Source organism: Acidimicrobiales bacterium (assembly GCA_035512495.1).
Classification (GTDB): Bacteria; Actinomycetota; Acidimicrobiia; order Acidimicrobiales; family CADCSY01; genus DATKDW01.
Window position 1 is genome coordinate 24,237 of record DATKDW010000014.1, and the last position, 12,882, is coordinate 37,118.

A 12,882-nucleotide genomic window follows, 5' to 3' on the forward strand; every position below is an offset into this window, starting at 1 on the left:
ATGGCCGAGCGAACGCCGACGAAGCGCCAGGCACGAGCCGCCGCCACCCAGGACCAGCTGCTGGGCGCCGCCCGTGAGGTCTTCGAGGCGAAGGGCTACCACGCCACCACGGTGGGGGCCATCACCGCCGCGGCCGACACCGCCCACGGCACGTTCTACCTGTACTTCAAGAACAAGGAGGACGCCTTCGCCAAGGTGATGGAGCTGGTCACGGGGGAGCTCTTCGACCAGGCGGGCGGCCGCTGGGACGTCGGTGACCCGTACACGTCGATCGAAGCCTCGATGCGTGCCTTCCTCGAGGTCTTCACCGCCCACCGTGGCCTCTGGCGCTGTGCCCTCGAGGCCAGCTTCACCAGCCCGAGCATCGAGGCGATGTGGCTGGGCATCCGGCAGTCGTTCGTCGACCGCATCGAGCGCCACCTTCGACACCTCGACGCCGCCGGAATGCTGCGGCCGCTCGACCCGGCGCTCACCGCCAACGCCCTCGGCTCGATGGTGGAGTGGACGGCCACCACCCGCTTCGTACTCGACACGCCGCCAGCGTCCGACGCCCTCGAGGACGCCGTCCGCAACTTCACCGACCTGTGGTACCACGCCATCTTCCCCGACGGCGCGGAGGGCGGACCGCCCGCTCGCTAGAGGACGGCCGAGCGCGTGCCCAGCACGATCAGGGTGAGGATCGTCCCGATGGCGAGGGCCAACAGCGCGCCCACCAGCCCCAGCATGACGATCAGCGCCAGCGTGGAGCGGATGCGCCTCGCCCGCCCGGGCCGGACCTCGAGGATGGTCGTGCTCCGTCTCGCCGCGGGCCCGTCGGCTTGGCTCGCGCGGTGGCGTGGACGCGGCGGCGTGGCAGGCTGGTGCTGATCACTGAACGTGATCTGGATGACGGCGGCGCAGGCCACCACGACCACCACGAGGCAGACGACGATCGTGAACACGGTGAGCGAGAGCGTACCGCCCGCCGTCCTTGCGACCGGCGGCCGGCACCGTGGGTGGTGGCGCTGGTGGTACGTGGTTCCCCTGATGGTCTTCGCCCTCTCCGGCGTGGGCGCGTCCACGTTGAAGATCCCCTACTTCGCCATCTCCCCGGGCTCCGCCGTCGACGTGAGCGCCCTCGTCGAGGTCGTCGACGCCCCGAGCTTCGAGCCCAAGGGACAGATCTTCCTGACCACCGTGAGGCTCCGACAGGTCACCCTGCTCGAGGCGATCACCGGCTGGCTCGACCCTCAGGTCGACGTGGTCGAGCAGGCGGTCGTGCTGCCGCCGAGCGTCCCCTCGGGCGAGCTGCGGGACTTCAACCTCCGGCTGATGGACACCTCCAAGCAGACGGCGCTGGGCGTCGCCCTGCGCCAGCTGGGGATCGACGTGATCCGGGGGTCGGGCGCCGAGATCGTGGGGGTGCTCGAGGGCGCACCCGCCGACGGCCTGTTCGAAGCGGGTGACCTGATCGTCGCCGTCGACGGCGTGGAGGTCACCCTCCACGACGAGGTCGTCTCCCTGCTCGCCGACCGGGCACCGGGCGACACAGTCGCGGTCACCTTCGAGCCGTCCGGCGGCGGGGAGTCCCGTACGGTCGACGTCACGCTCGGGGCTCGCGACGACATGCCCGGACGCGCCCTGATCGGCGTCACGCTGCAGACCAGGGACCTCCGCTTCGAGTTCCCCTTCACCGTCAACATCGCCTCGGAGCGAATCGGTGGCCCGTCGGCAGGGCTCGCCTTCACCCTCGAGGTCCTCGACGTGCTCACCGAGGGCGAGCTCACCGGTGGCCGCCGGATCGCCGCCACGGGCACCATCGAGCTCGACGGGTCGGTGGGCTCCGTGGGCGGTGTGGCCCAGAAGACGGTGGCGGTGCAGCAACACGGCATCGAGCTGTTCCTCGTGCCGAGCGACACCTACGAGCTGGCGCTTCGGTTCGCGGGCGACGGGCTCCGGGTGGAGCCCGTCGACAACTTGGAGGACGCGTTGCGTATCCTCGAGGCATTCGGAGGCGATCGCCTCACCGGCGAGCTGGGCGGTGCGGACCCGGCCTAGGACGGGCAGGCTCAGTTCGACCGGCCCGCGTGCCGAAGGAAGAGAGATGTCCTCACGAGCGGCAGGAGCGGGCTGGTGCGACCAGCGCCGGCACCACGGCGCGCTCCCTGCCGCGCCCGGTGAGCGCCGGGTTCTGCCCGTGAGGCGACGATGAGCGTCGAGGCCGCACAGCTCGCTTTCGCCGCCGAGCTCGTGGTCTTCCTCGTCGCCGTGGCCGGTGTGGCGGTCATCACCCTGCGCCCGACCCTGCTCGCCTCCGGCAGCGCGTCCCAGGCCCTGCTGACGCTCGGCTTCGTCGCCCTCGGCGGAGCGGCGTTCCTCCACGGTTCGCTGCTGGTGGATGCCGGCGACGCCTTGGTCCTGGGGGTGCGCTTCGTTGCGCTGGCCCTGCTCGCCGCCGGGGCGTTCCGGGCACTGGGTGGCAGCGTCGTCGTCGGCTGCCTGTGGGGAGCGATCGTCGCGCTCGGTGTTGCCGAGGTGGTGACCGGCGCCGTCGACGGCGACCCGGTCGCGGCATCGGTGCTCCGTGGCATCGGCGGCCTGGTGCTCGGCGTCGCCCTCTTCGTCGCCAGCCGGCGCTCGATCCCGGCCCGGGTCGCCGCCGGGGCCGCCGGGTCGATCCTGCTCGTCGTGCTGGCGGTGTCGCTGGCGCTGTCGACGGTCGTGGTCGACAACGTCGAGGAGGAGGCCCTGCGGCGGACCTCGACCCGTGCCGAGGGCGAAGCCGACGAGGCCGGTCGTGCCGCTCGAGACGCCATCCTGTCGGCCCGCCTGGCGGCCCGGCTGTTCTCCAACTCGCAGAACCCCGCCGTGGTGAGCCCCCTCATCATCCTGGCCCAGCATCCCGACTCGCCGGAGGGCACCGCCGCCGCGTCCCAGCTCCGGGCCCAGCTCGACGGCATCGCCGACGAGTTCCTGCTCGCCGGGCCGCTGCTGGCCTTCGTCACCGACGCCGCCGTGGTGGTGCCGAGCACCGGTCTCGACAGCCCCAGCGCCCAGGTTGAGGTCTCGGGGTCGCGCATCGTGCGAGAGGCCCTCGACAACCGCCAGGAGCGCCTGGCGCCGATGGAGGTCGCGGGCCAGGCCCTCGCCGCCGGCGCCTCTCCGGTGGAGGTCCGCACGACCGACGGGGTGCCCACCTTCGTCGGGGTCGTCTTCGCCGCCGAGCGGCTCGACGACCCCTACCTCACCCGACGCCTCGAGCGCGACCCCGACCTCAGCCTGGCGCTCGTGGGCCGCGACGGGGTGCTGGCCCGAGCCGGCCCGCAACCCGACGACGCCGTGCTGCTGGCTCTGGCCGGCGACGCGCTCGACGCCGAGGCGCGCAGCGCCGGTGCACCCGAGCGGCTGGTCGACGGTCGCTACGTGGCGGCCCGGCCCGTGCTGGCGGGCACCGACTCCGTGTTCGTGGTCGTGGCCTCGGCGCCCACCACGCTGCTCGACCGGACCCAGGAGTCGCTGTTCCGGGTGCTCTTCGTCGTGGCGCTCGGGGCCGCACTGGTGGCCCTCCTCCTCGCCGCCCTGGTGGGCGAACGCATCGGGTCCGGGCTGCGGGCCCTGGCCGGTGTGGCCGACCGCATCCGCAGCGGCGACCTCGACGCGTCGGCGCCGGTCGGTCGCCATGACGAGCTCGGCCAGCTCGGGGCGGCCTTCGACGACATGGCCCTCTCGCTGCGCACCATGACCGGCGACCTGCGGCAGGCCGCGGTCGACGAGGAACGCCTCCGCAACCGGCTCGAGGCCGTCGTCGCCGGCATGGGCGAGGCGCTGCTGGCGACCGACGCCGACGGCCGGGTGACCGACTTCAACACTGCGGCGGAGGAGCTGCTCGACCTGGCTGCGCCTGCCGTGCGGGGTCGTCCGGTGGGGGAGGGCCCGCTGGCCGCGGCACTCGGTGAGACCCTGGCTGCGCGCCTCGCCCGGCCGCGCCTCGAGGCGTGGACCACCACCACCTCGGTGGGTCGCCCCGACGGCGGCGAGGTGCCCGTGGCAGCCTCCGGCGGGGTGATCCGCGACGCCAACGGCGACATCGCCGGCGCGGTGGTGGTGCTGCGCGACATGCGCCGAGAGGCGGCGGTGGAGCGGATGAAGACCGAGTTCCTCTCCAACATCAGCCACGAGCTGCGCACCCCCCTGACCCCGGTGAAGGCCTATGCGGGGATCCTCGCCACCCGCGACGTCCCCGGTGACAAGGCGCGCTCGTTCGCGTCGGAGATCCTGACCGGAGCCGACCAGCTCGAGCGGGTCATCAACCAGCTGGTCAACTTCGCAACCGTGGCGGCTGGCGACCTCGACGTCCGCCCGGAGCCCACCCCCGTCCGCCAGGTGCTCGACGACCTCGTGGATCGGTGGGCGCGCCGGCTGGGTGACGGTCACTCGATCGCCCGACGCCCCATCCCCCGCGGCACGCCGAACCTGCTGGTCGACCGCCGCCACCTCGACCAGGCCCTCGACGAGGTCGTCGGCAACGCCGTGAAGTACTCGCCGGGAGGCGGCCGCATCACCGTTGCCGCCGAGGCGGCGAGCAACGGCCGCGGGCCGGCGGTGGCGCTGTCGGTCACCGACCGCGGAGTGGGCATCCCCCCGGAGCGCCTCGACGCCATCTTCGAGGACTTCGCCCAGGCCGACGGCTCGTCCACCCGGAGCTTCGGTGGCCTGGGCCTCGGCCTGGCGCTGGTGCGGGCGATCGTCGATGCCCATGGCGGCCGCCTCTTGGCGACCTCTGTCCCCGACGAGGGGGCGACCTTCACCCTGGTGCTGCCGGCCGCCCCGGCGACCAAAGGGGCGCGACGTGTCGCCGGGCGGGAGCGGGCACGATGAACGACGTGACCATCGACCGCCCGGAGGAGACGCCGCTCCCCACGCGGATCGCGGCCCTGGCCGCCAGCGTGGTCACGCTGGTCGGGGTCGTGGCGCTGGCCACCTACGGCGGGATCTTCGGCTCGGGTGCCGGTGGTGCCCGCCTGGAGCTGGCGGGCCGCGCCGTGGTCGAGGTCGAGGGAGAGCGCCGGATGCTCGATGGCGGCACCCACGACCTGGCCGAGGGGGCCACCGTCGAGCTCGTCGACGGGTCGGGCGTGGTACGCCTGCCCGGAGGGTCGTCGGTCGAGCTTCGCTCGTCCCGCGGTGTGGCCGACGACTCGCACCTCCTGGTGGATGCCGTCCCGGTGCTCCTTGCCGGTGACGCGCTCGTCGAGACGGGCGACCGTGCCCTCCGGCTCGAGGCTGCCGGAACCACCTTCGGGGTCGACGCCGACAGCGCCGCCCGCCTTGCCGCCTCGACGGGCGCCTCGGTGGCCACCTACCGCGGCGGTGTGGCGGTGGCCTCGGGCGGGCGGACCCTCGCCGGGGGCGTCCCCGCGCTGCGTCAGGCGGCGGTGCCGGGCACCGGGCTGGTGCCCCGCCGGCCCGATCCCATTGCCATCGCCCCCGAGCCCGACCCGTGGGACCGCCGCCACCTCGGTGACGCCATCGAGCTGAGCGTGCAGCTCGACCGCCGCTCGGCAGGCTTCACCGCCTCCGTGCGGGGCGACTCGGTGTCGACCGCCGGCGTGCTGCGCGTGGCGCTCACCGAGCTCGCCGCCGAGCCGGCGGTCAACAGGGGAGCGCTCGACGATGGGCGGTCGCCGGGAGAGCACCTCATCGGCGTCGGCATCGCCCTGCTCGCCGACGGCGGCACCTTCGAGGAGCGCTGGCAGGCGGCGCTGGGGTTCCGCGACGACGGGGCCGACTGGGGCATCGTGGCTCTCGACGGGGGCGTCACCCGCGGGCCGTTGCTCGACCTGCTCGACCGGGCGGTCGACCGCTCGCCGATCCTGTTCGCCTCGCTGCCGGTCGGCACCGGCGTGGACCCCACCGCGCTCGACGCCCCGCCGCCCCCCGCGCCCACCGACCCCGATCGGCCCCCGCCCGACGAGAACCCGCCACCGCCCGACCCCGACGACCCGTCGCCCTCGCCGACGCCCCTGCCGCGCACCACCGAGCCGCTGGAGCCGATCACCGACCCGGTCCTGGAGCCGCTGGAGCCGATCACCGACCCAGTCCTGGAGCCGCTGGAGCCGATCACCGACCCGGTCGATGATCTCCTCGGGGGGATCCTCGAGCCGGTCTCGTCCTCCGGCGGGGGCGAGCCGCTGGCACCGGCCACCGACCCGGTCGAGGAGGTCGTCGACGTCGCGGGAGGGACCGCCGGCGGCGAGCTGGGCGGGTCGTGACGGTCCCTGGTTCGGGGCGGCGTGGGTCGTAACCTCGTCCCGATGGCGGAGAAGCACAAGATCGTGGCCGACGAGGTGGCGCGCAAGGCGTTCGCCACCTCCTTCCGCGGCTTCGACCAGTACCAGGTGCGGGCCTTCCTCGGTGAGGTCGCCGCCGAGCTGGCGGCCACGCAGGAGCGCGAGCGCAGCCTGCGCACCGCGCTCGCCGTCGCCGAGGAGCGGGCCAAGCCCGTCGAGGCGGCCGAGGCCGACCTCGACCTCGTCCTCGGTCAGGAGACGGGCAAGGTCCTCCAGGCCGCCCATCATGCCGCGGCCGAGATCCGCAGCCGCGCCGAGGAGCAGGTCGGCCGGATGGTCCGGGAAGCCAACGACGAGGCGGCCAGGCTTCGCAAGGAGGCCGAGACGGTGCTCGGGGTTCGGACCGCCGAGGCCGATGCCGCCGCCCGGGAGATCACGGAGGAGGCTGCTGCCCGGGCCGCCGAAGAGCTCGAGACGGCCCAGGCTCGGGGCCGGGAGATGGTGGCCGAGGCCCAGGAGGTGCGGGAGCGGGTGTTGCGCGACATGGCCCGGCGCCGCAAGCTCGCCCACCAGCAGCTCGAGCGGCTCCTCGCCGGCCGTGAGCGCTTGCTGGCGGCCTACGAGGTGGTGCGCGGCAACCTCGACGACGCCACCGGCGAGCTCACCGTCGCGGAGGCCGAGGCCCGGTTGGCCGCGCAGGCGGTCGCCGAGCCCGACGACGGCGACGAGGAGCCGATGGCGGCGCTCGAGGCCGAGGTTGCGGCGGCGAGGGCGGCGGGCCTCACCGTGGAGGTGCGTCCCGCCGGCGACTCCGACCACCCCGTCGGTGCCGACGCGGGGCTCGATACAAACGGGGTGCCGGCGGCCGAGCCGCCGGCCGTCGACGAAGCGACCGAGCCGCCGGCGCCACCTGCCGAGGTCGGGGCGGCGCGAGATGAGCCACCTGACGAGCCCCGCGTTGGCCCCGCCGAGGAGCGCAGGACGTCGGCGCTGCGGATCCTCCGTCGCCGTGCCGAGGTTGTCCCGGTCCCGGGCCGCGTCGTCGCCGAGACCTCGGCACACCACCCGGTGGCGCCGGCCGACGAGCACGAGGGCGTCCGCATCATCCCGGCGGACCCCGAAGCGCCGGCGGGGCAGGCCCACACGGGTGGGCTGACGCTGGTACCCGAGGAGGAGCCCGCGCCCGCGTCGCCGGCCGGGGTCGACCAGGAGGCCGAGCCGGCGAAGGCACCGGCGTCGGGATCGGCGGAGGGACCGGCCGAGGCGGTCCGACCACCTGATGAGGAAGCGCCTGCGCCGGTGGAACCGGCCGACGCCGGACCTGAGGTGACGCCGGAGCCGGCCAAGGCCGAGCCTGGGGTCGACGACCTCTTCTCACGCTTGCGGGCCAGCCGGGCAGCGGCGGTGGCCGAGGCCCAGGTCTTCCTCGGCGCCGACGACAGCGGCACCACCCCCACGGCACCAGCCGACGAGGCCGTGGTGGCCGACCGTGCCGACGACGAGGCGCTGATCGACGGGCGCGACGCCGCCGTCGAACCGGCCGAGCGTGCCCTCGGCCGGGCCCTCAAGCGGTCGCTGGCCGACGAGCAGAACGAGGTACTCGACACCCTTCGCCGTCACCGCGGCGCCCCGGTGCTCGCCGACCTGCTGCCCGACGCCGACGACCACGCCGCCCGCCACGCCAAGGTGGCCACGGCTCCGCTCGTGGAGGCGGCCGAGGCCGGTCGGGCGGGCGCGGGCGGACCGGTGGCCGTCGACGACCTCGCCGGCGCGCTCGCCAATGAGGTGGTCACGGCCCTGCGTGGGCGGGTCGACCGCGCTCTGGCTGATGCCGGGGGAGACGACGACGCCCTCGTGCAGGCGATCTCCGCGGGGTACCGCGAGTGGAAGTCGTCGCGCCTCGAGGCGCTGGTCGGCCACCACGTGCTTGCCGCCCACGAGCGGGGCCGCTACGACGCCCTCGATGGGCCGGCTCGCTGGGTCGTCGACCGCACCGGCGGCTGCGGTCCGGACTGCGACGACAACGCCCTGGCCGGGCCAACACCGAAGGGGTCGGCCTTCCCGACGGGGCACCGCCACCCGCCGGCGCACCCGGGTTGTCGGTGCCTGGTCGCTCCACCCATCCCCTAGGCTCCGCCCATCATGCAAACTCCTGCGGATCTGCCCCGTCGACGGGCCGGCGGGATCGGCACGCGTGGCCGTGCCGGCCTCATCGTGTTGGCCGTCGCCTTCTTCCTGCTGCTCACCTCCCTTCGCGGCATCGCCGGATTCTGGACTGACTACCTGTGGTTCGACTCACTCGGGCTGTCCGGCGTGTTCACCGGCGTGCTCGGCGCGCGGATCGTCCTCGGCGCCCTCTTCACCGGCATCTTCTTCCTGATCCTGTGGCTGAACCTCCTGATCGCCGACCGCGTTGCACCCCGCTTCCGGCCGGCGGGCCCGGAGGAGGAGGTCATCGAGCGGTACTACGAGATCGTCGGCCAGCGCACCGGCCTGGTGCGCGCCGGCGTCGCCTTGCTGTTCGCCCTCATCGTCGGCGTCGGGGTCTCGGGCCAGTGGAACACCTGGATCCTGTTCACCAACGCCCGTGACTTCGGGGTGACCGACCCTCAGTTCGGCATGGACATCGGCTTCTACGTGTTCCGCCTGCCGTTCCTCACCTTCCTCGTCGACTGGGCCTTCGCCAGCCTGGTGATCATCGCCATCGTCGTTGCGGCGGCCCACTACCTCAACGGGGGCATCCGCGTGCAGGGTGCGGCCCAGCGGGTCACCCCCCAGGTCAAGGCGCACCTCTCGGTCCTTCTCGGGATGCTCGCCCTGGTCCGGGCAGCGGGGTACTTCCTCGCCCGCTACGAGCTCAACTTCTCCACCCGGGGCACCGTGCAGGGCGCCACCTACACCGACGTCAACGCCCAGCTGCCGGCGCTGTTCCTCCTGATCCTCATCTCGCTCGCTGCCTTCATCCTCTTCATCGTCAACATCTGGCGGCGGGGCTGGGTCCTGCCGGCGCTGGCCGTGGGGCTGTGGGCGTTCGTTGCCCTGATCGTCGGCGGCCTCTATCCGGCCTTCGTGCAGCGCTTCCAGGTGGAGCCCAGCGAGTCGTCCCGCGAACGCCCCTTCATCGAGCGCAACATCGAGGCCACCCGGGTCGCCATGGGCCTCGACAACGTGCGCACCCGCGACTTCGCCGCCGACAACCAGCTCGACGCCGCCGACCTCATCGAGAACGAGGCCACCGTCCGCAACATCCGGCTGTGGGACCCCCAGGTGCTCATCCGCAGCTTCAAGCAGCTCCAGGAGATCCGGCCCTACTACAACATCAGCGACGTCAACGTCGACCGCTACGACATCGACGGCGAGATCACCCAGGTGCTGGTGTCGGCTCGCGAGCTCGACACCGCCGGCGTCCCCCAGAACTCGTGGGAGGCACGCCAGCTGGCGTTCACCCACGGCTACGGGGCGACCCTGGCACCGGCCAACGCCAAGACCCCTACCGGCCGCCCGAACATCATCGTCGGCGACGTGCCGGTGTCCGACGAGGCCGGCATCGGCCTCGAGCAGCCGGGCATCTACATCGGCGAGAACCTCGGCGGCTACGTCATCACCCAGACCGACCGCGCCGAGATCGACTTCCAGACCGCCGAAGGCGAGACGGTGCTCACCGAGTACGAGGGTGCCGACGGCGTGGGCATCGGCTCCTACACCCGCCGGGCGGCGTTCGCCCTGCGCTTCGGCGACATCAACCCCCTCATCTCCGGCAACCTGCGCGCCGACTCCCGGATCCTCTACATCCGCGATGTACGAGAGCGGGTGCAAGCGGCGGCGCCGTTCATCCAGTTCGATGCCGACCCCTACCCGGTGCTGTCCGGCGGGGAGGTCCGCTACGTGATCGACGGCTACACCACGTCGAACCACTACCCGTATGCCCAGCGGGCCGACACGACGCAGGTCCGGCGCGAGAGCGGCCTCAACCGGGACTTCAACTATGTGCGCAACTCGGTGAAGGCCGTGGTCGACGCCTACGAGGGCACCGTGAACATCTACATCATCGACCCCGACGACCCGGTGGTGGCCGCCTACGCCGCGGCGTTCCCCGAGCTGTTCTCCGACATCGACGACCTGCCCGAGGGTCTCGACCGGCACTTCCGGTACCCGGAGGACCTCTTCACCGTCCAGACCAACATGTGGGGCGAGTACCACGTCGAGGACCCCGACGTCTTCTACAACGGCAACGACGCGTGGGACGTCGCCGCCGACCCCGGCACCGCCGGCTCCGCCGCCGCCACCCAGGAGGTCGACGCCCAGGGCCGGCCCATCGGTCCCGCCCGCGACGCCCGCATCGAACCCACCTACATCCTCACCCGGCTCCCGGGCGAGGACAAAGAGGACTTCATCATCCTGCGGCCCTTCGTCCCGACCTCCGGCGACGACCAGCAACGCCTGTTGACCTCGTTCATGGTGGCAAAGGGCGATCCAGGGAACTACGGGGAGCTCGAGAGCTTCGTGATGCCCCGCAGCGCCCTACCCGACGGGCCCGGCATCGTGGCCGCCTCGATCGGCGCCGACCAGGAGGTGTCGGAGCTCGAGACGCTGCTCGGGACCTCGGGCTCGCGCGTGCTGTTCGGGAACCTCGTCGTCTACCCCATCGAGCAGTCGCTGCTCTACGTGCGCCCGATGTACGTCGAGCCGGTGGCCACGCAGATCCCCGAGCTGCGCAAGGTGATCGTGTTCTTCAACGGCCGGGTCGAGGTCGAGGACACGCTCGAGCAGGCGCTGATCAACCTCTTCGGTGACGCCCCCGAGACCCAGGAGGAGGGCCCGACGATCGGCTCCGATAGTCCTGACCCGGTGGATCCCGATGCCGAGGTCCCCGCGCTGCCCGCGACGGTGGCCGAGATGCTTGCGCAAGCCGAGGCGGAGTTCGCCGAAGGCCAGGCCGCTCTCGAACGTGGCGACCTGGGCGCTTACCAGGAGCACAACGACGAGGGACGCCGCCTGCTCAGCGAGGCCATCCGCGCCGCCCGCGAGGAGGAGTCGCCCACGACGACCACCACCCAGGAAGAGGCGGCGACCGCCTGACGCCCGTCTTCGCGCGGCCGGCGGGAGAACGGTTTGGAACCAGTCGCGCGGGCGGGTATCGTCGTCACCACGCCGCGGGGTGGAGCAGTCTGGTAGCTCGTCGGGCTCATAACCCGAAGGTCGTAGGTTCAAATCCTACCCCCGCCACCAACTCGCAGGTCAGGCCCCACTTCTCGGAGTGGGGCCGCTTGCTTTGTGCGGCCGTTCGACCTTTGGGCCGACAACCCGACGATTTCCATGGCGAGCGAGTGGGCTACGCCGGGTCACGGCTCCAACCTTGACGGGAGGACGGGAACTCGATATGCGATCCCGGTGCAGGCTCTGGCCTGGCACGGCGAGCTCGTCGTGCTGACGCTGCGGCGGAGGATCTGGTGGCGCAACCTCCGGGCTCGACCAGCTCTCGAACTGCTTCTGCGAGGAGAGCGGATCCCCGGACACGCCACCGTCGCAGACGGCGAGCGTGCGCGGGCGGTGGTGGCCGACTGTCTCGAGGAGAACCCTCGAGTTGCGAAGTTCTACGGCGTCGAGTTGGGCCCGAGAGGCGCGATCGACGACGCGACCCTCGACAAACTCGTCGAGATGCTCGCGGTCATCGTCATCGACCCCGGTCCCGAGCCTGCAGGTTGATCTCGATGACCGTGACGACCATCGGATTGAGGTTCAACGGTCCACCCGACTCGGCAATGGCGGCTACGCCTGCGGGTGGCCGACATGGCCAACGTCCTCCTGCTCTCCACCGGGCTCTTCTGGGCTGCAGCCCTGTGGTGGGGTTCGACCGCCACGCATCCCGGCACCATCCACACGCCGGCCGCGTCGGTGGGCGAACCTGTCTCATCCAAGAATCCGGCGGCCCAGGTCCCATCGAACGAGAAGGCATCCCTATGACACGATCCACCCGACTCCTGGCGATCCCCTTCGCGCTGGCGCTGCTCGCCACCGCGTGCGGCGACGACGATCAGCAGCCTGCGATGTCCGGCGACGTCGCAGAGTCCGAGACCGACACCACGGTCACGCCCGATGACACGGACACGACAGCGTCCGCGTCGGAGGGCTCGGCGTCGCTCTCGGCGCCCGAGGATGGCGCCACTGTCGCTCGGCGGTTCACCGTCGAGATGACCGCAGAGGGCATCGAGATCGAGCCGGCTGGAGAGGTGCGCGACGGCGCTGGTCACTTCCACGTCATGGTCGATGCAGGCTGCGTCGAGCCTGGTGAGGCGATCCCGAAGGACGACCAGCACCTGCACTTCGGTGGTGGCCAGCTCGAGGCGCAGCTCTTCCTGGAGCCGGGTGAGCACGAGCTGTGCCTGCAGGTGGCGGACGGCGCGCACGTGGCGCTCCCGATCACCGACGAGATCACGGTGAACGTCGACGGCGAGGAGCCCTACGTGACCCTTGAGGTGCCGGAGGGTGAGACCGCCACCAGCCCGCTGCCCGTGACGATGACCGCAGAGGGCATCGAGATCGAGCCGGCTGGAGAGGTGCGCGACGGCGCCGGTCACTTCCACGTCATGGTTGACGTCGGCTGTGTCGAGGC

At 72.3% G+C, this 12,882-nt stretch carries 9 protein-coding genes and 1 tRNA gene; 9 read left to right on the forward strand and 1 reads right to left on the reverse strand.

Annotated features, from left to right (window positions below):
* Positions 1 to 639 (forward strand): TetR/AcrR family transcriptional regulator, encoded by a 639-nt coding sequence (locus VMN58_01120; GenBank protein ID HUF31790.1) that lies wholly within the window; start codon positions 1 to 3, stop codon positions 637 to 639.
* On the opposite strand, the gene VMN58_01125 is transcribed toward VMN58_01120, so the two are convergent.
* On the reverse strand, positions 636 to 941 hold the full coding sequence (locus VMN58_01125) for a hypothetical protein (GenBank protein ID HUF31791.1): 306 nt from the start codon (positions 939 to 941) through the stop codon (positions 636 to 638). The two genes, VMN58_01120 and VMN58_01125, sit on opposite strands and share 4 nt — an antisense overlap.
* Position 942: 1 nt before the next feature.
* On the opposite strand from VMN58_01125, the gene VMN58_01130 reads away from it, so the two are divergent.
* The 8 genes from VMN58_01130 to VMN58_01165 all read left to right on the forward strand — a co-directional run.
* Complete coding sequence (locus tag VMN58_01130) at positions 943 to 2,037, forward strand: S16 family serine protease (GenBank protein ID HUF31792.1); 1,095 nt, start codon at positions 943 to 945, stop codon at positions 2,035 to 2,037.
* A gap of 150 nt (positions 2,038 to 2,187) precedes the next feature.
* Positions 2,188 to 4,857, forward strand: a complete 2,670-nt coding sequence (locus VMN58_01135; protein ID HUF31793.1) for an ATP-binding protein — start codon at positions 2,188 to 2,190, stop codon at positions 4,855 to 4,857.
* Entirely contained in the window at positions 4,854 to 6,251 is a 1,398-nt protein-coding gene (locus VMN58_01140) for a hypothetical protein (GenBank protein ID HUF31794.1), read from the forward strand. Before VMN58_01135 ends, VMN58_01140 begins: the two co-directional genes overlap by 4 nt.
* A gap of 42 nt (positions 6,252 to 6,293) precedes the next feature.
* The gene (locus VMN58_01145) at positions 6,294 to 8,399 is read left to right on the forward strand and encodes a DivIVA domain-containing protein (protein HUF31795.1); all 2,106 of its coding nucleotides are present in this window, start codon (positions 6,294 to 6,296) and stop codon (positions 8,397 to 8,399) included.
* A 12-nt stretch (positions 8,400 to 8,411) separates the two neighbouring features.
* Positions 8,412 to 11,348: a UPF0182 family protein gene (locus VMN58_01150; protein ID HUF31796.1), complete on the forward strand. Its 2,937-nt coding sequence runs from the start codon at positions 8,412 to 8,414 to the stop codon at positions 11,346 to 11,348.
* A 73-nt stretch (positions 11,349 to 11,421) separates the two neighbouring features.
* Positions 11,422 to 11,498, forward strand: a tRNA-Met gene (locus VMN58_01155).
* 87 nt (positions 11,499 to 11,585) lie between these two features.
* Complete coding sequence (locus VMN58_01160; GenBank protein HUF31797.1) at positions 11,586 to 11,975, forward strand: hypothetical protein; 390 nt, start codon at positions 11,586 to 11,588, stop codon at positions 11,973 to 11,975.
* A gap of 254 nt (positions 11,976 to 12,229) precedes the next feature.
* A partial coding sequence (locus VMN58_01165) for a DUF4399 domain-containing protein (protein HUF31798.1) occupies positions 12,230 to 12,882 on the forward strand: 653 nt, incomplete at its 3' end.

Excerpts from the sequence above, each read along its gene's own strand:
- VMN58_01135 (HUF31793.1), top strand. The coding sequence starts at position 2,188 with ATGAGCGTCGAGGCCGCACAGCTCGCTTTCGCCGCCGAGCTCGTGGTC.
- VMN58_01140 (HUF31794.1), top strand. The coding sequence starts at position 4,854 with ATGAACGACGTGACCATCGACCGCCCGGAGGAGACGCCGCTCCCCACG.
- VMN58_01160 (HUF31797.1), top strand. The coding sequence starts at position 11,586 with ATGGCGAGCGAGTGGGCTACGCCGGGTCACGGCTCCAACCTTGACGGG.
- VMN58_01150 (HUF31796.1), top strand. The coding sequence starts at position 8,412 with ATGCAAACTCCTGCGGATCTGCCCCGTCGACGGGCCGGCGGGATCGGC.
- VMN58_01145 (HUF31795.1), top strand. The coding sequence starts at position 6,294 with ATGGCGGAGAAGCACAAGATCGTGGCCGACGAGGTGGCGCGCAAGGCG.
- VMN58_01120 (HUF31790.1), top strand. The coding sequence starts at position 1 with ATGGCCGAGCGAACGCCGACGAAGCGCCAGGCACGAGCCGCCGCCACC.